The sequence below is a fragment of the Brevundimonas sp. ABV4_179 genome (genome assembly GCF_056311945.1).
On the sequence record NZ_CM149976.1, the window covers coordinates 1,809,561 to 1,830,424 of the forward strand.

25 protein-coding genes are annotated in these 20,864 nt (G+C 65.0%); 12 read left to right on the forward strand and 13 right to left on the reverse strand.

The annotated features are described in order from the left end of the window. Nucleotides 1–62: 62 nt before the first annotated feature. The 3 genes from ACYX4P_RS08660 to ACYX4P_RS08670 all read left to right on the forward strand — a co-directional run bounded on the left by ACYX4P_RS08660 (nt 63) and on the right by ACYX4P_RS08670 (nt 3,851). Entirely contained in the window at nt 63–1,418 is a 1,356-nt protein-coding gene (locus tag ACYX4P_RS08660; protein WP_021696245.1) for a dihydrolipoyl dehydrogenase family protein, read from the forward strand. 67 nt (nt 1,419–1,485) lie between these two features. Beyond that, nucleotides 1,486–2,970, forward strand: a complete 1,485-nt coding sequence (gene merA, locus ACYX4P_RS08665; protein ID WP_021696246.1) for a mercury(II) reductase — start codon at nt 1,486–1,488, stop codon at nt 2,968–2,970. A gap of 254 nt (nt 2,971–3,224) precedes the next feature. Continuing rightward, nucleotides 3,225–3,851 (forward strand): tyrosine-type recombinase/integrase, encoded by a 627-nt coding sequence (locus ACYX4P_RS08670; protein WP_313015478.1) that lies wholly within the window; start codon nt 3,225–3,227, stop codon nt 3,849–3,851. A gap of 71 nt (nt 3,852–3,922) precedes the next feature. Here ACYX4P_RS08670 and ACYX4P_RS08675 read toward each other — a convergent pair whose 3' ends face one another. The 8 genes from ACYX4P_RS08675 to ACYX4P_RS08710 form a co-directional block, all read right to left on the reverse strand. After that, the gene (locus tag ACYX4P_RS08675) at nt 3,923–4,678 is read right to left on the reverse strand and encodes a CPBP family glutamic-type intramembrane protease (RefSeq protein ID WP_476069271.1); all 756 of its coding nucleotides are present in this window, start codon (nt 4,676–4,678) and stop codon (nt 3,923–3,925) included. 182 nt (nt 4,679–4,860) lie between these two features. After that, complete coding sequence (locus tag ACYX4P_RS08680) at nt 4,861–5,400, reverse strand: hypothetical protein (protein ID WP_476069273.1); 540 nt, start codon at nt 5,398–5,400, stop codon at nt 4,861–4,863. After that, nucleotides 5,397–5,708, reverse strand: coding sequence for a PadR family transcriptional regulator (locus tag ACYX4P_RS08685; protein ID WP_476069275.1), 312 nt, complete (start codon nt 5,706–5,708; stop codon nt 5,397–5,399). Before ACYX4P_RS08685 ends, ACYX4P_RS08680 begins: the two co-directional genes overlap by 4 nt. Nucleotides 5,709–5,891: 183 nt before the next feature. After that, nucleotides 5,892–7,268 carry a transposase gene (locus ACYX4P_RS08690; protein ID WP_476069277.1) on the reverse strand — a complete coding sequence of 459 codons (1,377 nt, stop codon included), beginning with the start codon at nt 7,266–7,268 and terminating at the stop codon, nt 5,892–5,894. 287 nt (nt 7,269–7,555) lie between these two features. After that, complete coding sequence (locus ACYX4P_RS08695) at nt 7,556–8,134, reverse strand: rhomboid family intramembrane serine protease (RefSeq protein WP_476069279.1); 579 nt, start codon at nt 8,132–8,134, stop codon at nt 7,556–7,558. A gap of 785 nt (nt 8,135–8,919) precedes the next feature. Further along, complete coding sequence (locus ACYX4P_RS08700) at nt 8,920–9,393, reverse strand: alpha-ketoglutarate-dependent dioxygenase AlkB (RefSeq protein WP_292049184.1); 474 nt, start codon at nt 9,391–9,393, stop codon at nt 8,920–8,922. 42 nt (nt 9,394–9,435) lie between these two features. Beyond that, on the reverse strand, nt 9,436–9,699 hold the full coding sequence (locus ACYX4P_RS08705; protein WP_292049180.1) for a DksA/TraR family C4-type zinc finger protein: 264 nt from the start codon (nt 9,697–9,699) through the stop codon (nt 9,436–9,438). A 214-nt stretch (nt 9,700–9,913) separates the two neighbouring features. Then, on the reverse strand, nt 9,914–10,207 hold the full coding sequence (locus ACYX4P_RS08710) for a DUF4142 domain-containing protein (RefSeq protein ID WP_374323115.1): 294 nt from the start codon (nt 10,205–10,207) through the stop codon (nt 9,914–9,916). Here ACYX4P_RS08710 and ACYX4P_RS08715 point away from each other — a divergent pair, their 5' ends adjacent. Both ACYX4P_RS08715 and ACYX4P_RS08720 read left to right on the forward strand, forming a co-directional pair. Further along, entirely contained in the window at nt 10,208–10,711 is a 504-nt protein-coding gene (locus ACYX4P_RS08715; RefSeq protein WP_066629196.1) for a YciE/YciF ferroxidase family protein, read from the forward strand. Nucleotides 10,712–10,717: 6 nt separating this feature from the next. Beyond that, entirely contained in the window at nt 10,718–11,323 is a 606-nt protein-coding gene (locus tag ACYX4P_RS08720; protein ID WP_374322939.1) for a cysteine hydrolase family protein, read from the forward strand. A 15-nt stretch (nt 11,324–11,338) separates the two neighbouring features. Here the strand turns inward: ACYX4P_RS08720 and ACYX4P_RS08725 are convergent, their stop codons facing one another. The 3 genes from ACYX4P_RS08725 to ACYX4P_RS08735 are packed head-to-tail and all read right to left on the reverse strand — an operon-like array spanning nt 11,339 to nt 14,123. Next, nucleotides 11,339–12,319, reverse strand: a complete 981-nt coding sequence (locus tag ACYX4P_RS08725; RefSeq protein WP_313432181.1) for an ATP-dependent DNA ligase — start codon at nt 12,317–12,319, stop codon at nt 11,339–11,341. A gap of 11 nt (nt 12,320–12,330) precedes the next feature. Beyond that, a complete protein-coding gene (locus ACYX4P_RS08730; protein WP_292047106.1) occupies nt 12,331–13,509 on the reverse strand; it encodes a zinc-dependent alcohol dehydrogenase in 1,179 nt (392 codons plus the stop codon). Nucleotides 13,510–13,550: 41 nt separating this feature from the next. Further along, entirely contained in the window at nt 13,551–14,123 is a 573-nt protein-coding gene (locus ACYX4P_RS08735) for an SRPBCC family protein (RefSeq protein WP_292047104.1), read from the reverse strand. A gap of 120 nt (nt 14,124–14,243) precedes the next feature. Here ACYX4P_RS08735 and ACYX4P_RS08740 point away from each other — a divergent pair, with 120 nt between their 5' ends. The 7 genes from ACYX4P_RS08740 (at nt 14,244) to ACYX4P_RS08770 (ending at nt 20,368) form a co-directional block, all read left to right on the forward strand. Then, on the forward strand, nt 14,244–15,047 hold the full coding sequence (locus ACYX4P_RS08740) for an SDR family NAD(P)-dependent oxidoreductase (RefSeq protein ID WP_312571109.1): 804 nt from the start codon (nt 14,244–14,246) through the stop codon (nt 15,045–15,047). Then, nucleotides 15,047–15,616, forward strand: coding sequence for a YbhB/YbcL family Raf kinase inhibitor-like protein (locus ACYX4P_RS08745; RefSeq protein ID WP_292047101.1), 570 nt, complete (start codon nt 15,047–15,049; stop codon nt 15,614–15,616). Before ACYX4P_RS08740 ends, ACYX4P_RS08745 begins: the two co-directional genes overlap by 1 nt. A gap of 48 nt (nt 15,617–15,664) precedes the next feature. Continuing rightward, nucleotides 15,665–16,756, forward strand: a complete 1,092-nt coding sequence (locus ACYX4P_RS08750) for a catalase family protein (protein WP_292047099.1) — start codon at nt 15,665–15,667, stop codon at nt 16,754–16,756. Nucleotides 16,757–16,980: 224 nt separating this feature from the next. Further along, nucleotides 16,981–17,382, forward strand: coding sequence for a DUF4142 domain-containing protein (locus tag ACYX4P_RS08755; RefSeq protein WP_292047097.1), 402 nt, complete (start codon nt 16,981–16,983; stop codon nt 17,380–17,382). A gap of 43 nt (nt 17,383–17,425) precedes the next feature. Beyond that, the gene (locus ACYX4P_RS08760; protein ID WP_292047095.1) at nt 17,426–17,839 is read left to right on the forward strand and encodes a hypothetical protein; all 414 of its coding nucleotides are present in this window, start codon (nt 17,426–17,428) and stop codon (nt 17,837–17,839) included. Nucleotides 17,840–17,899: 60 nt separating this feature from the next. Continuing rightward, nucleotides 17,900–18,526, forward strand: a complete 627-nt coding sequence (locus ACYX4P_RS08765) for an alpha/beta hydrolase (protein WP_476069286.1) — start codon at nt 17,900–17,902, stop codon at nt 18,524–18,526. A 69-nt stretch (nt 18,527–18,595) separates the two neighbouring features. After that, nucleotides 18,596–20,368 (forward strand): YbhB/YbcL family Raf kinase inhibitor-like protein, encoded by a 1,773-nt coding sequence (locus ACYX4P_RS08770; RefSeq protein ID WP_312571112.1) that lies wholly within the window; start codon nt 18,596–18,598, stop codon nt 20,366–20,368. Nucleotides 20,369–20,389: 21 nt separating this feature from the next. Here the strand turns inward: ACYX4P_RS08770 and ACYX4P_RS08775 are convergent, their stop codons facing one another. Next, entirely contained in the window at nt 20,390–20,530 is a 141-nt protein-coding gene (locus tag ACYX4P_RS08775) for a hypothetical protein (RefSeq protein ID WP_292047091.1), read from the reverse strand. 102 nt (nt 20,531–20,632) lie between these two features. Continuing rightward, entirely contained in the window at nt 20,633–20,833 is a 201-nt protein-coding gene (locus tag ACYX4P_RS08780) for a hypothetical protein (RefSeq protein WP_292047089.1), read from the reverse strand. Nucleotides 20,834–20,864 lie beyond the last annotated feature (31 nt).

Below are 20,864 nucleotides of genomic sequence, written 5' to 3' on the forward strand. Positions count from 1 at the left end.
ACGGCCCACCGGACAGCGCCGATCGTCAGAGGCTGCAGGCCCCCGAAATGGAGAAGACTGACATGACCGACACATATGACTACGACCTGATCGTGATCGGGGCCGGGACCGGCGGCAACGGCGTCGCCCGGATGACGGCGGCGGCGGGGTGGAAAGTCGCCAGCATCGACAGCCTGCCCTACGGCGGCACCTGTGCGCTGCGGGGCTGTGATCCCAAGAAAATGCTGATTGCCGTCACCGAAGGCGTGGACTGGGCCCACACCATGGCCGGCAAGGGCCTGGAGGCGCGGCCCTCGGTCAACTGGCCCGAGATGATGGCGTTCAAGCGCACCTTCACCGACGCCATGCCGTCGCGCATCGAAGCGGGCTTCCGCAAGGCCGGAATCACCCCGCTGCATGGCGAAGCACGCTTCATCGGGCGCGATACGATCACGCTAAACGGCGAGACCCTGCGCGCGAAGCATTTCCACATCGCCACCGGCGCACGGCCGATGACGCTGAACATTCCCGGCGAGGACCTGCTGACGACCAGCACGGAATTTCTGGAGTTGTCCGAGCGCCCCGACAGGATCGTCTTTGTCGGCGGGGGGTTCATCGCCATGGAGTTCGCCCATATCGCCCAACGCGCCGGAGCCAGCGCCGTCACGGTTCTGGAAATGGCCGGGCGGCCGCTCGGGCCCTTCGACGCCGATCTGGTGGCGATGCTGGTGGAGGCCTCGACCGAACTGGGCATCGACGTGCAGACCGAGGCGAAAGTCCTCAAGGTCGAGAAGCAGGGCGACGAATTCGCCGTGTCCTATGAAACGCCGTCCGGCATCCAGGTGCTGACCTGCGATCTGGTGGTCCATGCGACCGGTCGCGTGCCCAATATCGACCATCTGAACCTGCCGGCTGCAGGGGTGGACGCCGGGAAGCGCGGAATCAAGGTCGACGCCGCCATGCGTACCACCAATCCCGCCATTTTCGCCGCCGGGGATTGTGCCGACAGCGGGCTGAACCTGACCCCGGTCTCGGCCTATGAAGGGCGGATCGCGGGCAAGAACCTTCTGGCCGGGAAGGACGCACGGCTCGTGTCCTATCCGCCGATACCCAGCGTGGTCTTCACCCTGCCGCCGGTCGCGACCGTGGGGCTGTCCGAGACGGCGGCGACGGAAAAGGGTCTGGAGTTCGATACGCATTTCGAGAAGACCTCCGGCTGGTATTCGTCGATGCGGGTCGGGGCGACCACGAGCGGATTCAAGGTGCTGGTGGAACAGAAAACCGGCTTGATCCTCGGCGCGCATCTGATCGGGCCGGGGGCCGAGGAACAGATCAATCTGTTCGCCATGGCCATGGGCGCGGGGCTCACCGCCAACCAGATCAAGGCCATGATTTTTGCCTACCCCAGCTTCGCCTCGGACATCGGATCGATGGTCTGAGGCCACTCACGCGCGCGTCGGCTGAACCCATGACACTACTGGCCCACCCAACAGAACGGACTGCACGATGAACAAGCCCGCAAAGGACCTCGACTGCTGTTCGGGTACCGCGAAAAAATCCGGCCATGCGAGTTTCGACGTCGCCGTCATCGGCGCGGGGTCGGCGGGATTCTCCGCCGCGATCACCGCAGCCGATCTGGGTGCCCGGGTGGCGCTGGTCGGCCATGGGACGATCGGCGGCACCTGCGTCAATGTCGGCTGCGTCCCGTCCAAGACATTGATCCGGGCCGCTGAAGCGGTTCATGCCGGCCAGGCTTCCCGTCGGTTTCCCGGCCTGGGGGGCAGCCTCAAGCTGGAAGACTGGGCTGCGCTCGCGGCCTCGAAGGATGAGCTGGTCGCGGGTCTGCGGCAGAAGAAATATGTCGACCTGCTGCCGGCCTATCCGGGCGTGACCTATGTCGAAGGCCGGGCGCGCTTTGTCGACGGCAGGTTGCTCGTCGATGATGCACCGATGCCGGTCGGCAAGATTATTCTGGCGATGGGCGCGCGCGCCGCCGTTCCCGAAATTCCGGGGCTGGATAGCGTCCCGTGGCTCACTAGCACTTCGGCGCTGGCGCTTGAACGTTTGCCCCGGTCGCTGCTGGTGATCGGCGGTGGGGTAGTCGGTGTTGAACTGGGACAGATGTTCGCCCGGCTTGGCGTGGCCGTCACGATCTGTTGCCGCAGCCGGCTGTTGCCCGACATGGACCCGGAGTTCAGCGTCGCCCTTAAGACCTATCTGGAGGCGGAGGGTATCAGGGTGTGCACCGGGGTCGGCTACCAGCGGATTGTGCACGCGAAGCACGGGATCGAACTCACCTGCGACCGTCCGCCCGGCAAGGGCGCGGCGCGCGACCGGGATGCGGCGGTCGAGGTCATCGCCGCAGAGCAGGTGCTGATCGCGACGGGCCGCCAGCCGAACAGTGACGGCATGGGACTGGAGTCACGGGGCGTCGCATTGTCCCGCCATGGCGGGATCGTCGTCGATGCCCATCTCGAGACCACGGCCCCAGGCGTCTACGCAGCCGGGGACGTCACCGGGCGTGACCAGTTCGTCTATATGGCGGCCTATGCCGCGAAGCTGGCCGCGCGCAACGCCGTCGGCGGCAATGACCATCGCTACGACAACAGCACCATGCCGGCGGTGGTATTCACCGACCCGCAGGTCGCGAGTGTCGGCCTTACTGAAACGGCGGCGAGGGCGCGCGGACTGGATATCAAGGTGTCCTTGCTCGCACTCAATCAGGTGCCCCGGGCACTGGCAGCGCGCGACACACGCGGGCTCATCAAACTGATCGCCGACAAGACGACGGACCGCCTTCTCGGCGGGCAGATCATGGCCCCCGAAGGCGCGGACGCAATTCAGACGATGGTGCTGGCGATCAAACACGGCATGACGGCCGCCGAGCTGGGGGCGACGATCTTCCCCTATCTGACCACGGTCGAAGGTCTGAAACTCGCCGCACAGACCTTCGACATGGATGTAGCAAAGCTCTCCTGCTGTGCGGGGTGAAGCGAGCAATTTGGGCCGCTGCCTCACCCCCGAGCATCAGGTGACGGTCGGGTAGTGCATCGCGGCGGAGAATGTTGTTGTCCGCAATAGAGCGGATTCCCGTGTTTGGCACTCGGAGAGGTCACAGGCATTCGATAGCCCGGAGCCTCGATTGGAATGTCGTCTTGTTGGCGGGCAGTTGGTGTCCGCTCTTGGCGCATCTGCGCTGTTTGGAGCGTATCGTGCGGAGGGGGCGTTGATCTTGGGAGGTGGCCATGAGCCAGCCCGATCTATTTCGTTTACCCCGCAAACCCTGGAACGCTGGTCGAATGACCGGAGCGAAGGCCCCGCTCAAGCCAAAGCACATCTGGGCGATCCGTCAGCACCTGAAGTCCGTTGGATCGATACGGGATCTTGCGATGTTCAACATCGCATTGGACGCCAAGCTGCGGGGCTGTGATCTGGTGAAACTCCGCCTCGGCGATATTGCTCAAGGCGGCGTCATTCGGCAGCGGTCGACGATCATCCAGCAGAAGACCGGTCGGCCCGTGCCGTTCGAGATCACGGAGGCCGCTAGAGAAGCTCTGGCTCACTGGTTGGAGCGCCGAGGACGACGGCGTGACGACTGGCTGTTCCCCAGCCGCAGCCGAGATGGAGAGCACATAGGCACCAGGCAGTACGCTCGGCTGGTCGATACCTGGGTGAGAATGATCGACCTGAACCCCAGCGCCTATGGCACCCACAGCCTTAGACGGACCAAGGTGGCCTTGATCTATAAGAAGACCGGAAACCTACGCGCCTGCCAGCTCCTTCTCGGGCACGGAAAGCTCGAGAGCACCGTCAGGTATCTCGGCATCGAAGTGGACGATGCGCTGGAGATTTCAGAGCAGATCGACCTCTGAGCAGGCTTGGGGCGGCCCGCCGGAAAGCGGACTGCCCCTATGTCTCAGAGGGGTGGAAAGCGGACGTCTCCCTAACCGCCTTGCATCGTCGTCAACGCGATCATTCCGATAACCGCAGGAATATTGTAGGCCGCGTGGAGCAGGACGGCTCCTCCGAGACCGAGCACGATCCGCGCGTACCCCCAAAGCCATGCGCAGACGATCAGCGGCAAGGTCATGAAGACAGCCAGAATAGGGGAGGTCGCTGCAAAGTTCTGATAGTGCAGGAGTCCGAACACGATCCCCTGACCCCAGAACAGGAAGGGGAAGACTCGGTCATAACCCGTCACGCGGGGTCCGGAATCGATGGGACGCAACAGCCAGATCACAGCCATACCGAGAATAGCTATCCCAAGCTGTTTTATCCCCGGCGGTCCGACGTCCAGGTCGGTCGTCAGTGCTGCGCCGCCATAGAACATGGCGAGGAACAAGACGCTGCCGGCGAGAGATCTCCACGTCCCCGTCAGCCAACCTCGGAAGATAGTTTCTTCGACCAATGGGCCGACCATGACTACCGCGATCGCCACCGCCAGGATCGGATTAGAGAAGGTCTGGCGCAAAGTGCTAGACGGGCCAGCTTCTGTGAGCAGCATCAACGGCAGGGTCAGAATCGCAAAGCCTGCCGTGACGGCGAGAGAGATGACCAACAACCAAAGGCCTGTAGCAGTGCGTCGTGACCGAGCCCGATAAGCCGTTTCGTGAAGGCGAGGCTGTCGGGCGAAAGCCAAAAGCTCGCTGATGGTTTCGACCAGGGAGGCTTTGCCTTTGACGATCACGAGCTTGAACAACTCTTACCGCGGATGCTGCGATGTGAAAAAGCACTCAGCAGCGAAAAGCGACATAGCAAGGCCGCTGGCGCCAAACCGCAACTCCCCGAGTGAAAGGGCTCCGTAGATTGGAAGTGTCAGGGCCAGATGCAGGACGCCCAAGAGAAGGCCGATTGAGGCCCGGTACCATAGGGCTTTACCGGTCACGCGCTGCGCTCAAGGTGATTGGCGAGGGCCCGCGCAACGGCGGTTGCGCCCAGGAATATTGCTAGGATTAGATATGCCTCGACAGACAGGGCGCGGATAAATCCACCCGGTTCCGCGCTGCCGTCCGCCCAGACCGTCACCAAGACAGTGTTCAACGCGAGACCGGCCAGTGCGAATGCGGCCATGCCCGTAAGGCCCCACCGGGCAGTTGCAACGGCCCCGCCCGCATACGCGAGCCCGAGTCCGGCCATAACTGGACCAAGGTGGCCGAAGGTCCCGAGTAAGCTATTGACGGTGACAAGCGCGGCGAGCGAGGCGCTGGCCGCAACAAGGCCTCCCTGAGTGATCCTTCGCACACCTTGCGGCGTCCAAATGCGCCAAACGATTGCCGCCGCGAGACAGCCGGTCGCAAAACGAAACCGCTGCGAAGGCGGCATGAACTCGAACTCCCTCTGCATGGCCTTGAACCAGACTTCACGGTCGGCGGGGCTGACCCTGAGAGCGAAGTTGAACAGGATCGAGGTTGGGCCTGTCACGCCAAAGCCTGTCTGGAGCGAGGTTTGGGCGCTATGACTGCCTTGACGGATTGGGCTCTGGCAAACTCGATCCCCGCACCGGTGAGCCGGTAGGCATGCCTGGGGGGGCGACCCGGCTGCGACGATGCTCTCCAGTCCGACTCCAGAAAACCTTGGTCTGCGAGGCGGGCGAGCGTCGGGTAAAGGGTGCCTGACCCTAGTCCGGTCAACTTGGTCAGCTCGTAGCCATACTGCCACGCCTGAGGCTGGGCAGCGAAGTGAGCGAGCAAAGCGCGGGTCTGTGCGGATACGTTTGGAGGGCGGGGCATAGTCTTAACTCGCCATATGTCGAGTTATGAGTCAAGGCCTCTGGTTGCGGCTGCCCCGTTTCGTTTCGGGCTCTCGGGTTGGATGTCCGCAACGGGTCGATACCGTTGAAAAAGTCGCCAAACTGATCGGCTTGCACAGCGGCGTGGTCAGGCTTTGACGGGGTCGGCAAAGCCACAGGGCTTTCAGGCGGGCGCTGGGGCAGCCTGTAGCGGGATCAACCGGGCCATTTTGCGCAGGTTTTGGGCGGTGGCGGCGAGAAGGAACTCGTCTCGGGCGCCGCAGGGACCACGCAGGCGCAGACGGTCGAGCCTGAGGATGCGCTTGAGGTGTGCGAACAACATCTCGACCTTCTTTCGTTCGCGTCGGGAAGTGACGTAAGCGTCAGTCCGGGCGATGTCGCGAGCGACGTCCCGGGCGCCTTCGTGGATGGAGCGGGTCACCTTCCGGGCCGGCGCGTTAGGGCAGCATTTGGGCTTCAGCGGACAGGCGTCGCAGTCAAACTTTGAGGCGCGATACCGATAGGTGTCATCCGGCGGAGTCTCGGGGTGATCGGCGCGGAACGCTCGCCGATATTGCTTCAGTTCCTTGCCGGCCGGACAGCGATAGAGGTCGGCGGCGGGATCATAAGTGAAGTCGCCTCGGGAGAAGGTCCCGTCCGCCCGGCCAGACTTGTCGATGATGGGGATGTGAGGTGCGATCCCGCGATCATTGACCAACCATTCCAGCATCTCGGCCGAGCCATAGGCGGTGTCGGCGGCAAGGCGATCGGGGTGGAGATCATGCCGATCTTGCACCCGCTCGATCATGGTGCGAGCAGCGGTCAACTCGGCCGGACGTACGGCAGTGGAGGCTTCAACATCAACGATGACCGCGTGCTTCAGGTCGATCAGGTAGTTGGTGGCATAGGCGAAGAAGGCAGGGCCCTTGTTCGCAGCGGTCCAGCGCGCGGCCGGATCTACTGGCGAGATGAACTTGGGCGTCACCGGCGTGGCCCCGCCGAATGCCGCGTCGTCCAACACCGCCAGATACTCGTCAATCGCCCGGCTCGCCGCCTCGGGCGGCAGGCCGGGATCACCAGGCACGCTGCGCTCCCGGTTCGCTTCGGCCTTGATCAGGCTAGCATCTACCGCGAAGCCTTCACCGCCGACCAGACCTTCGGACATGCACCGGCTAAGTACCGTGTCGAACAACTGACGCAACAGGTCGCTCTCTCTGAAACGACCATGGCGGTTCTTTGAGAAGGTGGAGTGGTCCGGCACAGCGCCTTCCAGACCCAGCCGGCAGAACCAGCGATAGGCCAGGTTCAGGTGGACCTCTTCACATAGCCGACGCTCCGATCTGATTCCGAAACAATAACCGACGAGCAGCATCCGGATCAGAAGCTCCGGGTCGATCGAGGGGCGCCCCATCGCGCTGTAGAACGGCGCCATGTGCGCCCGCAGGCCTTCCAACTCCACGAACCGGTCGATCGACCTCAGCAGATGGTTCGCTGGGACATGATCCTCCAGCGAGAAGGTATAGAACAGGGCCGCCTGATCGACCCGCCGCTCGCCCATCATCGCGCTGCCTCCAGCCTCAATGACCAGAGTGAATCAGCCCGCGTCGTCCGTGGCAATTGCCGACTTTTTCAACGGTATCGGTCGTGTGCGGTCTTTGGCTTCGCCGCCGAAAGCGGACGTTGGCCTCCAGGCCGGAAAGCAGTCGTCGCCGTCGTCCGCCAGGGGTGGTCAGGAGACCGTCGCTAAACGGACTTTCGTTGCCGCCCAGGTAAGCAGCGGGCCGACAACCATCATGAGAACGACGAGGCCGAAATGCCCTCCCCATTCTGGTGGTGAGCGGACGTTGCCTATTTGCTGGCTGCTTTGCGGATGGCGACACCGCAGGCGACACCGAGCGCAAAGGGCAATGCATGACCAATCTTCACGAAAGCATGATCGCTGACGAAGACGTCGAGGCCGATCGCAGCTACCGTGCCCACGACGCTAGCCCACCAACCCAACGTCCGCGTCGGCAGCGTCAGCAGCCCCAATCCAGTAAGAGCTAGATACGCCTGAGACGCACCTGAAATATAGGCTTCTGGCATTACGAGCGCGCTTGCCAACTGACCCGCAGCGCCGCCGATTACGCCCACCCCCACCATGAACGGAGCGCCAAAACGGTTGATGAGCGATTGGCCAACAATTCCTATGATCAAGGCGTTGAAGAGCATGTGTGGAAACTTCACATGCAGCCACTGCGAAGCAATCAGTCGCCATGCATCGTCAGGCGAGATCGAACTACCTTTGAACGCCCCGTATTGAACCAAGTCGAGAGAGTGCTGCTGGGTCAACGGCTGTTGTCCCAAGGCGTAGGCTACCAGTAGCCAAACGACGACGATGGTTAGAGCCCAAATCCAGCTCCACGGCAGACGGGTGAGGGCGAGCATGACGGCGCCATTCTGCAAAAATCATAACTGTCTAGGTTACGCACAGACGCGTCAAATGTCGGCTAGGGGTCGTGAAGCGAAGTTCGCTTAAGGGTCGGGAACTTCCAAAGGTGCCGGATCGAAAAGCGGACGTTCCTAGGCTCAGACGGCATGGCTGAATGTCGTGTTTCCGGCGCTCAGTGAATGACCGATCCTGGCGCTTCGCCGACATGATTGGTCGATAGGAGCCGCGAGGGCGACATGGATTCTTTCGAGCCAAAGATGCTACGAATAGATGAGATGAACGCTGCAGCTCAGATTCGATTTAAATTACGCGTCGACTTGGCTGCCATGCCTCGAATGATCTCGAAAGATAGCGTCATCACTAAAATTTTATGACGCTATATTTCTTAGTGTTTTCAATAGCGTTATTGGGCGACGGTAGCCTAGTCGGCATGGGGTCGTCCTGCCAATAAAAAGAGCTTTGTAAACAACATTGTTGTTGTCATTAAGTAATCGAGTGGGAGTGAGGGGTGGCGGGCATACGGGTGCGGCCTCTGGCGAGGGGATTTCGTTGATGACCGGGCGACATTAGCGGTCGAGTTCGGACAGGGCGATCCCGTAGCCCTACGGTGGCAGAGGGTGGCAGAGGGTGGCAGAGGGTGGCAGAGCAGCTCGACCTTTCGGTTTGCTTGTGGCGCGACGCAGCCGGACGGATCGGCGGTTACTGCTCCGACAGACGCAGCGTCCGAAAGGCTACCGAGTATCGGAGCTGATCCCCGGGCGGAATGCTGTGCTGCCAGCTGTTACGGGGGGAGCCGTCGAGTAGATAGGCGGAGCCCAGACGTAGAAGCTGGGACGCGCGTCGCCAAACCACCGGCTTCGGGACGCCGGAAACGGAGCAGGCAGTCGGAGACGAACGACAGGCCAATAATCTTGCCGTACTCGGGGCGGTCCCGGTGCCAGCCGATGCCGGTGCCGGACTTGTATTCGGTGACGAGAGCCTGGACGAGTTCGGCCTCAGGGATGTCGGCGAACCCTGCCGCCGCGGCCCGCAGCGGGGTCAGCCAGTCGGGGAGCGGATCGGCCTGAGCAGCCCGGGTGTGAGCGAAGTCGTACCGGGGTACGAACGAGACGGTCCGGCGATTGCCCTTGAACCCCCGAAAGTCAAAAGGGGCGAAGTCGAGCGTGCGGGCCCGGTCGATCAAGTCTTCTTGGACCTCCGGCGAGACGACGGCGTCGGCGTAATGCAGACCGGGCGGCTCGTGCTGGCTCGGCACGGGACCCGGCCGGGGAAGAGCGCGAGGGTGTCGGTCATGGCTTCAGCGCAGCTGGCTATCCTTGCTGCCGCGCCGGTTGATTCCGGCGACGACGACGCGGCTGTCACGGCCGGCCTGGCAGGGCACGCAGGTGGTGACGCCGGGGATCGCGCGACGCCGCGCCTCAGGGATGGCGTCGCCGCATTCGATGCAGTCCTCGGTCCCTTCGCCGGCGGGCAGGCGAGCGCGCGCGGTCAAGACGCCGTCGAGGATGGTGTCGTCTATTTGATCCAGAACCGCTCCGTCGCGGGTCCAACCTCCAGCCATCTCGGGCTCCGTTTCCTATGTGGAGACAACGAGATGGGAAATCCGGTGGCCAAACCAAGCGTTGCCGCAGCGGATCGAGCGGCTCTCTCCGTAGAGGCCGAAAAACCGTGGCCGCCAACAGGTACAGGCTTAAAGGGGAATACCGCAAAATGACCAGCCTACCGCAAGGCAGGCCGGTCGTTTACTTCAAGCGACGCGACGGGGTCGGTGCGCCTCAGTGCGGCCGCTCCGCATCCGCCTCGTCGGCTTGATCCACCATTTCCCGGTGCGACCGGACCACGGGCAGGGTCTTGGCGGCCCAGCCCTTAAGTGCGTCGTTGCCGCCCACTCGGCTATAGGTCTCCAACAACGCCGCCGTCTCGTTGTGCGCAGCCTCCTGCTGCTGAAGGTAGACGCGGTCGAAGTCCTGGTCCGTCGCGCCGCGCAGGTTGTCGATCAGACCTTGGTGGCGCTGGTCGAGCGCCGTCGGAACGGTCAGTCCGGCTGCCGTAGCGATCGGAGAGCCCAGATGGCAGAGAAGACCCTCGACAACCTGTTCTACGACACGCTCAAGGACATCTACTACGCCGAGCGGAAGATCGTGAAGGCCCTGCCGAAGATGGCGCGCGGCGCGAACTCGCCCGAGCTCAAGGCGGCGTTCGAAAAGCACCGCGAAGAGACAGAAGGGCAGATCGAACGCCTGCAGCAGGTGTTCGAAATCATCGGCAAGCGCGCCATGGGCAAGACCTGCGACGCCATCGAAGGCATCCTCGCCGAAGGCGACGAGATCCTCGAGGAATATGCCGGGACCGACGCTTTGGACGCCGGCCTGATCGCCGCAGCCCAGGCGGTCGAACACTATGAGATCACCCGCTACGGCACGCTCAAGCGCTGGGCGACCCTGCTCGGCTTCGACGACGCAGCGGCGCTGCTGGACGAGACCCTGCAGCAGGAGTCGGCGACCGACGAAAGCCTGACGGCCCTGGCCGACGCCGCCGCCAACGCCAAGGCCCAAGGCGCGGCGGCGGCCTGATCCGCGATGGCGGACGGGCTGATCCGCGGCGCGATCCCTGAGACCGCGGTCCATCTCTGCATCGACATGCAGCGGATGTTCGCCGAGGACACCCCTTGGCGAACGCCGTGGATGGAGCGGGTGCTGCCGGTCGTGGTCGGGCTCTGCGAACGCAAGCCGGAGCGGACGTGGTTCACCCGCTTCATCCCTGCTGCCGAGGTCGGCGAGGGGTGGGGCACCTGGCGCGGCTATTGGGAACGCTGGCCGGAGATGACGATCGAGCGGCTGGGGCCGGAAAGGGTCGACCTGATCCCGGCGCTCGCGGTCTTCACGCCGCCCGCCCGGGTGGTGGACAAACACATCTACTCCCCTTGGCCCGGGACCGGGCTGGACGACGCCTTGCGGGCCGGCGGCGTCGACACCCTGGTCGTCACTGGTGCAGAGACCGACGTCTGCGTGCTGGCCGCTGTTCTGGGCGCGGTCGATCTCGGTTATCGGGTGATCGTGGTCACGGACGGGCTTTGCAGCTCCTCCGACGAGAGCCATGACGCCCTGCTGGGTCTGTACCGCAATCGCTACGCACAGCAGGTCGAGACTGCGGAGAGCGCGGAAATCCTGGCCAAATGGCTTTGACCTCCCGGGCGTCGGTCAGCTCTCCAGCTGCTCCATGCGGCACTGGGCTGGCGCCTTGTCGGGACGAAAGCGGAGCAGCTTGGTGCCGTGGCGGAAGCGGTCGTCCGAGACCTGGTCGAAGCCGACCTCGACCACGCGTTCAGGCCGAAGCGGCTCCCAGGCCGCTGACCGTTCCGTGGACCATCGGCTCGGCCCGCCGGGCGCGCGGCCGCTGAAGCCATCACCGCCGCGCAGGGCCTCCAGTTCGCGGGTCAGGGCGATCTTGTCGACGCCCCCGAACCCCGAGGTATGGCCGACGTGGTTGAGCTTACCCTCGTGGTCGTAGAGGCCGAGCAGGAGCGAACCGACGACCGGTGCATCCGACGCATAGCGGAAGCCGCCGATGACGCAGTCCGCCGTGCGGGCGCGCTTGACCTTGATCATGGCGCGCTCGCCTTCGACGTATGGTCCGTCGGCAGCCTTGGCCACCACGCCCTCCAGCTTGCCCTGGTCAAGCCAAGTCCGGGCGAGGGGCAGGTCAGTCGTGCCGGGGGTGAGGGTGAGGTCAGCCGCTTGGTGAACCTCGAGGAAGGCCTCAAGCCGTCGATGTCGCTCCGACCAAGGCCGGGGCCTGAGATCCGACCCGTCGACATCGACCAGCATGTCGAAGAGGACGTAGATCGCCGGCGTCTCCTGGGCGAGGTCCCGGATGCGGCTCTCGGCGGGGTGCAGACGCGCCTGCAGCACCTCGAAGGAGAAGGAGTCCCCGTCACGCGCCAGCAGTTCGCCGTCGAGCCCGAAGCGCGTTTCCGGCAGAGCGGCAAGACGATCGACGACCTCGGGGAAGAAGCGGTTCAGCGACTTTCCCGATTTGGCGATCAGCTGGACCTGGCCGTCGCGCTTGAAGGCGAGACAGCGAAACCCGTCCCATTTGGGCTCGTAGACCCAGCCCGCACCCTCGGGCAGGTCGGGTCGAGACCGGGCCTCCATGGGGCGGGCGTGCAGGTCGGTGCGCATCGGGCTCAGCCTCAACCCGGCTTCAGCACGACCTTGGTCCAGTCGTTCTGGTTTTCCTTGAAGTTCTTGTAGCCCTCAGGGGCCTGTTCCAGCGGCAGGCGATGGGAGATCAGATCGGTCGTGTCGATCTTGCCGTCGAGGATCAGCTGCAGTAGCTGCGGCAGGTAGTTCTGCACATGGGTCTGGCCGGTCTTGAGGGTCAGGCCCTTCTCCATGAAGGCGCCGATCGGCCATTTGTCGGCGAAGCCGCCATAGACGCCGGGCACCGAGACCGTGCCGCCCTTGCGCACCGCCATGATGGTTTCACGCAGGACGTGGGGGCGGTCCGTGCCCAGGATCTTGGTCTCCTGCTTGATGGCGTCGACGATGTTGTCGGGCGAGAAGCCGTGGGCCTCCATGCCGACGGCGTCGATGCAGCTGTCGGGGCCGATGCCGGCGGTCATCTCCATCAGGGCCTCGCGCACCTTGACCTCGTGGTAGTTGAGCACTTCCGCGCCGTTCTGCTTCGCCAGCTCCAAGCGACGCGGATGGTGGTCGATGGCGATGACCCGGCCGGCGCCCTGCAGGATGGCGCTCTTGATCGCGAACAGGCCAACCGGACCGCAGCCCCAAATGGCCACCGTGTCGCCCGGCTGGATCTGGCAATTCTCGGCCGCCATCCACCCTGTCGGGAAGATGTCCGACAGGAACAGGACGCGCTCATCCTCGATGCCGTCCGGAATCTTGATCGGGCCATAGTCTGAGTAGGGGACCCGGGCGTACTCGGCCTGACCGCCGGCGTAACCGCCGGTCAGGTGCGAATAGCCGAAGGCGCCCGTCATGGCGTAGCCGTAGGCGATCTCCGACGCGTCAGCCTTGTCGGCGGGGTTGGAGTTGTCGCAGGCGGCCGGCATGCGGTGGTCGCAGAAGAAGCATTTTCCGCAGGCGATGACGAAGGGGACCACGACCCGGTCGCCTCGTTTCAGCGTCGTGTTGGCCGGCCCGACCTCTTCGACGATCCCCATGAACTCGTGGCCCAGGATGTCGCCGTTCGACATGCCCGGAATCATGCTGTCGTAGAGGTGCAGGTCCGAGCCGCAGATGGCGGTGGCGGTGATCTTGATGATGGCGTCGCGGGGATTGACGATCTGCGGGTCGGGGACGGTGTCGACCTGGACGTTGTGTTTGCCGTGCCATGTGAGTGCGCGCATGGAAATCTCGCTGTTTGAGGGGGTGTCGGCTGCGGCCGAAATCAGAAATGGCGGCTGGCGCGAGGCGCGGCCTCAGGCGCCTTCGACGTTGAAATCTCGCCCGTCTCCATCAGCTGTTTGAAGCGCCGCAGTTCCCGGCGGGCTTGGATGCGCGGCTCACGCTGCAGGACCTTGGCGACCACCTTGCCGACGGCGCCGGCAGGCGGATCATAGCTGATGAAGATGCGGACCTCGGTGCCGCGACCAAAGGCGTTGTCCTTGAATTCGACCCAGCCCTCATGATCGACGTCGGATCCTTCGCTGGAGCGCCAGGCGATCCGCTCGCCGGGGATGTCCTCGGTGATCTCGGAGACGAGGTCGATGTCGGCGCCCGCCGGCCCAACGATGGTCCACTGCGACCGGGCGTCATCCAGGATTTCCACCTTCTTAACGTTCTCGGTGAAGGAGGGCAGGTTCCTGAAGTCGCGCCAAAAGGCATAGAGGTCCTGGCGCGGTCGGTTGATCATTGCTGCGCGGATGCTCGAAGCGGCGTGGTCGCCCTCGACATTGTCCTTGTCGATGAAGGCGGGGGAGGCGACCTCGGCGTCGGTCGAAATAGGGTCGGTGTCAGGCATGGCGAACTCCGTCTGCTCGCTCTTCCCAATCCGCTCGGCGGCCCGGCGTTCCAGCGTCGCAATACGGAACTTTGATTGCCGTGACCGATTTCCGGGTCTGACCAGAAATCGGAGATTCAGATGTCGGATAGCGCACTTAGCTCAGCGGAGACCGCCCGCCCTCTCGCCCTCGTCACGGGCGCCTCGTCCGGCATCGGCTATGAACTCGCCAAGTTGTTCGCATCGGACGGCTTCGATCTCGTGGTCGCCGCCGACACGCCTCTGGCCGAAGCGAAGCAAACCTTCGAGGCACTCGGCGCACGCGTCGAAACACTTCAGGCCGACCTCTCCACGGAGGATGGTGTCCAGTCGCTCTACGCCATCGTCGCCGGCCGGCCGGTCGATGCGCTCGCCGCCAACGCCGGTCACGGGCTCGGCCAAGGGTTCCTCGACCAGGACTTCGACGACATCCTGCACGTCATCAACACCAACATCACCGAAACGACGCGGCTGCTGCATCTGGTGGGTCGCGACATGCGCGCTCGCGGCAGGGGGCAGATCCTGCTCACCGGCTCGATCGCCGGCTTGATGCCAGGCGCCTTCGCGGCGGTCTACAACGCCTCCAAGGCCTATGTGGACAGCTTCTCCTTCGCCCTGCGCAACGAGCTGAAGGACAGCGGCGTTAGCGTCACCGTCCTGATGCCGGGACCGACCGACACCGAGTTCTTCCACCGCGCCGGCCTCGACGACACGGTCGTCGGCCAAGCCAAGAAGATGGACGCCGGCGATGTCGCCAAGATCGGATACCACGCCATGCAGCGCGGCGAAGGCGACGTCGTCGCCGGGGTGATGAACAAGGTGCAGGCGGCGATGGCGGCCGTGACGCCGCAGACGGTCCTGGCCGAGATGCATCGCAAACAGGCCGAGCCGGGGAGCGCGAACTGATGTTCCAGAAGCTTCCCGCCTTCCTCGGCAAGGCGCTCGACGGTGTCCGCGCCGGCCCCGACAAACTCCTCCTGAACGAGGAGGCCGCCGCCGCACCCGAGACGATCCGGGTCGAGAGCGCCGCGTTCGACGATGGACAGGCGATACCTGTCCGGTTCACCGCCGATGGCGAGGGCGTCTCGCCGCCGCTGGCGTGGTCGAACCTTCCAGCCGAGACCCGCCAAGTCCTGGTGGTGGTCGAGGACCCCGACATTCCCGCGCCTCAGCCCTTCATCCACCTGATCGCGGTGTTCGATGCGGCGACGGCCTCGGTCGCGGAGGGCGATCTCAAGGAAGGCTCAGGCTCCGGTCGCTTCGGCAAGCATTCGATGGGCGGGATCGGCTGGCTGCCAAACGACCCCCCGCCGGGACATGGGCCCCACCACTACCTGTTCCAGGTCTTCGCCCTGAACCGCGTCATCGACTGGGACGCCAAGCCCGGCAAGGACGAGGTCAAGGCCGCCCTCAAGGATGCGGTCATCGCCAAGGGCGTCCTGGTCGGCGTCTACGAACGGATTCGATCCGCCTGACGATCAGGCCGCCTTCGCTCGACCGCTACACCCCAACTTGGAATTCCCATGACCTACGTGCGCTACAGCTCCGCTCTTGAAGAGATCAAACCCGAGGAGGCGGAGACGTTCGCCCGCATCGCGGAGACCTTCACCGGCGTCGGCGAGAAGGTCAGGGAAAATGAAGGGCGGGCAACGCGGGTTTCCCACGCCAAGTCCACGGGACTGCTCAAGGGCGAACTGGAAATCCTCCCAGGCCTGTCGCCCGAACTCGCTCAGGGGATCGCCTCCACGCCCGCGCGCTTTGAGGTCGTCGCCCGGCTCGCCCAGGGTCCCGGGGAGCATCTGGACGACAAGATCTCGGCCCACCGAGGCTTCGCCCTGAAGATCCTCGGTGTCGACGGCCCCCGTATCGTGGAGGCGGTGGAGGCGGCGACGCAGGACTGGCTGTTCGAGGCCGAGGAAACCGGTTTTCTCAACAAGGACGCCGGCCAATTCCTGCTGAACCTGAAGGCCGGCGTCTCCCATGCGCCCGATCTGCCGGAGGGGGTCAAGAAGGTGGTCCGCGACGTCTCGGCCGCGACGCAGACGGCGCTGAAGGCGGTGGGCCTGCCGTCGCGAAGCCTGGGCTTCTTCGGCCACCCGCCACGCCACCCTCTGGCCGAAACCTACTTCAGCCAGGCGCCGATCCGGTGGGGCGACCATGTCGGCAAGCTCGGCCTCTACCCGACGCAGGAGACCGTGGACGCCCTGATCGAGACCGCGCTTGAACTCGGCGGCGATCCCGACGTCTTCCGCCACGCCATGGTGGAACAGTTCGCCCAGACCGGCGCCGCGTTCGAGCTCAGGGTCCAGCTCTCGACCGACATCGATAGCATGCCGATCGAGGACGCCTCTGTTCGCTGGGATGAGGACGACAGCCCTTATCGCACCATCGGCGTGATCCGGTTCCCCGCGCAGAGCGCGTGGAACGACGCCAAGGCGCAGGCCTGGGACGAGCGCATGGGGTTCAACCCCGCCAACAGTCTCGAGGCGCACCGACCGCTCGGACAGATCATGCGCGCCCGACTGTTCGTCTACAAACGACTGCAGGACTGGAGACGCGCCACGAACGCCGTCCAGAAGGTCGAACCCGTGAGCCTTGCCGACCTTCCCGACTGAACCGGTCGTCGGACCGCGTCGGCGAGCGAACAGTGGAACCAACGGCGTTCGGCCAAGTTTCCCAACCAACTAGAGACCTTACTGGAAAATTGACGATGAAACTCTTGCTCGCCGCGAGTGCGGCCGCTTGCCTTATTGCCGGCTCTGCCGCAGCCCAGGACTATGCCTATACCTGAACGCCCGCCGGCACCCTGGCTCCGACGCCGGCCTCTCCGGCCTTCCTGATGTTCGCCGGCGCTGGTGATCTCTACGAGGTCCAGTCGAGCCAGCTGGTGCTTGAAACCACCCAGAACCCCGACATCCGCCGCTTCGCCCAGATGATGGTCGAGCACCACACCAAGACGACCCAGGATGCCGCGGCCGCCGCGATGCGGGCGGGCATGACGCCGCCCACCCCGATGCTGGACGCGCCCAAGACGGCGATGCTGAACGCCCTGCGGCTGTACAACGGCGTCCAGCGTGACCGCCTGTACCTCACTCAGCAGATGATGGCGCACAAGGAGGCTCTGGGTCTGATGAAGACCTATGCCGAGACCGGAGAGACGCCGGAGCTCAAGGTCGCCGCCCAGGCGACCGTCGCGATCGTCCAGAGCCACCTGGCCATGGTCGAGCGACTGGCGCTCTGAACCGCGCCTCGCCTGCCTCTCCATTCACGATCAGAGACCCCACATGAAATCGACCCTGAGCCTCCTCGCGACTTGCGTCGCCTTCGCCGCCACCCTGACCGCCTGCGCGCCCGGCCTGGAGATGAACACGGACCGTGGCGGCTCATCCGCCCCGATGAGCCCGATGGCGCCCATGGGCATGACCGCCCGTCCCGACGCCGACATGCAGGCCGTGCTCGACGCCCACGCCGCCCTTGGCGCGCGTCCGATCGAAACGCTCACTGTCGAACAGGCCCGCGCCCAGCCGTCGCCGGCCGACGCCGTCAATCGCGTCAAGACGATGATGGGGATGTCGACCGCCCCGGACGCCAGCGTCACCACGCGCGACCTGACCTATCCGACCGGCGGCGCGACCCAGCCTGTGCGCGTCTACAAGCCCGCCGGCGCGACCGGATCGAACCTGCCGGTCGTCGTCTAGTACCACGGCGGCGGCTGGGTCATCGCCGACCTGAACGTTTATGACGCCACGCCCCGCGCCATGGCCAAAGCCCTGAACGCGATCGTGGTCTCGGTCGAGTACCGCAAGGGTCCCGAGCATAGGTTCCCGGCCGCCCACGAGGACGCCAACAACGCATGGCAGTGGGTGCTTCAGAACGCGGCTTCGTGGGGCGGCGACCCGATGAACATCGCAATCGCGGGAGAAAGCGCCGGCGGCAACCTTGCCGTCAACGTCGCCATCGCGGCGCGGGACAACGGCTGGACGGCGCCCAAGGCCATCCTCGCCGTCTATCCCATCGCGGACGCCAATCCTCAGCTGCCGGCCAAGATGGAGAACACCGCCAGCCTGCCCCTGCGCACCCCGACCCTCGGCTGGTTCGGCCAGTACGCCCTGCGCAGCCCCGCCGACCAGACCGATCCGCGCTACAACCTCGTTGCCGCCAACCTGCGCGGCCTGGCGCCCGTGACGATCGTCAACGCCCAGATCGATCCGCTGCGCTCGGACGGCGAGACCCTGATGGGAGCGCTGCGTTCCGCCGGCGTGCCGGTCGAGCGCCGCGTCTGGGATGGTTCGGTACACGAGTTTTTCTCGATGGCCGATGTCGTCGCCGATGCCCGCGAGGCCCAAACCTGGTCCTTCGGCCGTCTCCGTATGGCGCTTCGCTAAACCCGCCGATAAGCCGCCCCGGGTCCACCCTGGGGCGGTTTTCCTTCGATCCTTGCCTCCGGACATCGCATGAAACCGACCACCCTCGTCGTCTCGCTCCTAGCCCTCGCCGCCGCCTCGCCGGCTCTGGCCCAGGCCCATCCGGAAGAGCGGGACAACCTTGCGATCCTGACCCACATCCATGAGCCCACGCCGCGTGCGCCCCTGCCGGGCGATACGGCCGCTCTGCGTGTCCCCGAGGGATTCACGGTCTCGCGCTTCGCCGAGCATCTCGGCAATCTGCGCATGCTGGCGGTGGCGCCCAACGGCGACATCTACGCGACCCGTCGCGCCTCGGGCGACGTGATCCTGCTGCGGGACGCGGACGGCGACGGCAAGGCCGACGGCGATCCCGTGGTCGTGGCCCGTCGCTCGGGCGCTCACGGCATCGCCTTGCACGACGGCAAGATGTACCTCGTCACGGTCAAGGAGGTCTTCGTCGGCGACATCCTGGCGGATGGCATGGTCGGCCCGCTGACCCTGATCATCGGCGACCTGCCGGACTCGGGCCAGCACCCCAGCCGCACCATCGCCGTCGGGCCGGACGATATGCTCTACATCTCGGTCGGCTCGACCTGCGACGCCTGCCAGGAGAGCAACCCCGAGAACGCGACGATGCTGCGGGCCTCGCTTGATGGAAAGTCGCGGACGATCTTCGCCTCGGGCCTGCGCAACACGATCGGGTTCGGCTGGCATCCGCGCACGGGCGAGCTGTGGGGTATGGACCACGGCATCGACAACCTAGGCGACGAACTGCAGCAGGAGGAGCTCAACAACATGCAGGCCGGCAAGACTTACGGCTGGCCCTATATTTATGGCGTAGAAGAGGGCGTGAACCCGCAGGACGAACCGCCAGGCGGCATCCCGGCTGCGACCTGGGCCGAGATGAGCGAGGCAGCGGTGGCTGGCTACGCGGCGCACGCAGCGCCAATGCAGATGGCCTTCTATACCGGCGGCCCCTTCCCGAACACCTATGACGGCGACGCCTTCGTGGCGTTCCGCGGCTCGTGGGCGCGCGAGACGCCGTCCGGCTACGAGGTCGCGCGCGTGCGGTTCGAGAACGGCCGCGCCCGCGCCATCGGACCCTTCCTGACCGGCTTCCTGGTCGACGGCGGCCAGGCCGAGACGGCGCGTCTGGCCGGCATCGCCGTGGCCAAGGACGGTTCGCTGCTGGTCGGCGACGACGAGAACGGCGTCCTGTACCGCGTCAGCTACGGCGACGGCCGAGGCCAGGCGTCGCCTCTCAATCCGCCCGCGACGGCGATGCGCGAGCAAACCGCCCGGGGCTCGGGCGTGCCGCTGGCGCTGCAACGGGTCGAAGCGCGTCACAGTCTGGCGGTCCGCTCCGACGCCTTCACGCCTGGCGGCGTCATTCCCCGCATCCACAGCGAATACTATGACGGCGTGGCCCCGGCGCTGTCGTGGGACCGGGTCGAGGGTGCGGCGAGCTATGCGATCCTGGTCGAGGACCCGGACGCCGCCATGCCCAAGCCCTTCGTGCACTGGGTCGCTTGGAATATCGCCGAGCCCATGACGCCCGAAGGGCTGGAGGAGACGATCCGCCTGTCGAACGGCATCACCCAGGGTCGCACCTCGCGCGGTTCGGTCGGATATTTCGGACCGCGTCCGCCGGTCGGCGATCCGGCCCACCACTATCACTTTCAGGTCTTCGCCCTCGACATCCCGCTGGACGTCCTCCCGGGATCTGACCGCGACACCGTACTGGCGGCGATGGAAGGTCACGTGCTGGCCAAGGGCGAGGTCGTGGGGACCTACCAGCAATCCGATGCGCCGCTGAAATAAAGGACAGGCGCTAGACCGGCCTCAGGCTTCCGGTAGGTCCAGCATCTCGGCGACCTTGGCCGTCGGGGCGATCATGGGGAAGGGCTTGGTGATGACCGCGCCCAGACGGTTCACATGGTCGCCGGGGATCGAGCGTCTGGCGAAGCCTGCTCCGGCGGACAACCCCGACGACGAACAGTTTATCGGCAAGCCCTACGACTCCGCGGCCTTGGCGACGATCATCGGCGCCTGCCTGCAAACGCTGAGCCGGCCGGCCGGCCGCGTTCACAACGGCTCCTGGCTGTCCCGGTGCAGACGGAAGAGTTCGACGCCGTCTCTCTCGACCTCGATGTGGGTGAACCCGGAGCTCAGCGTCAGCCGCAGCTCGGCCAGCGTCCGCGCCTCCTCGTCGTCATAAGCGTCGATCCGTTCGACCCTGGGCGGGACGGCCGGTCCGTCGTGCAGATGGAAGGCGTAGGTCGGCATGACGATGTCCTCCTTCGAAAACTGGCCGAGA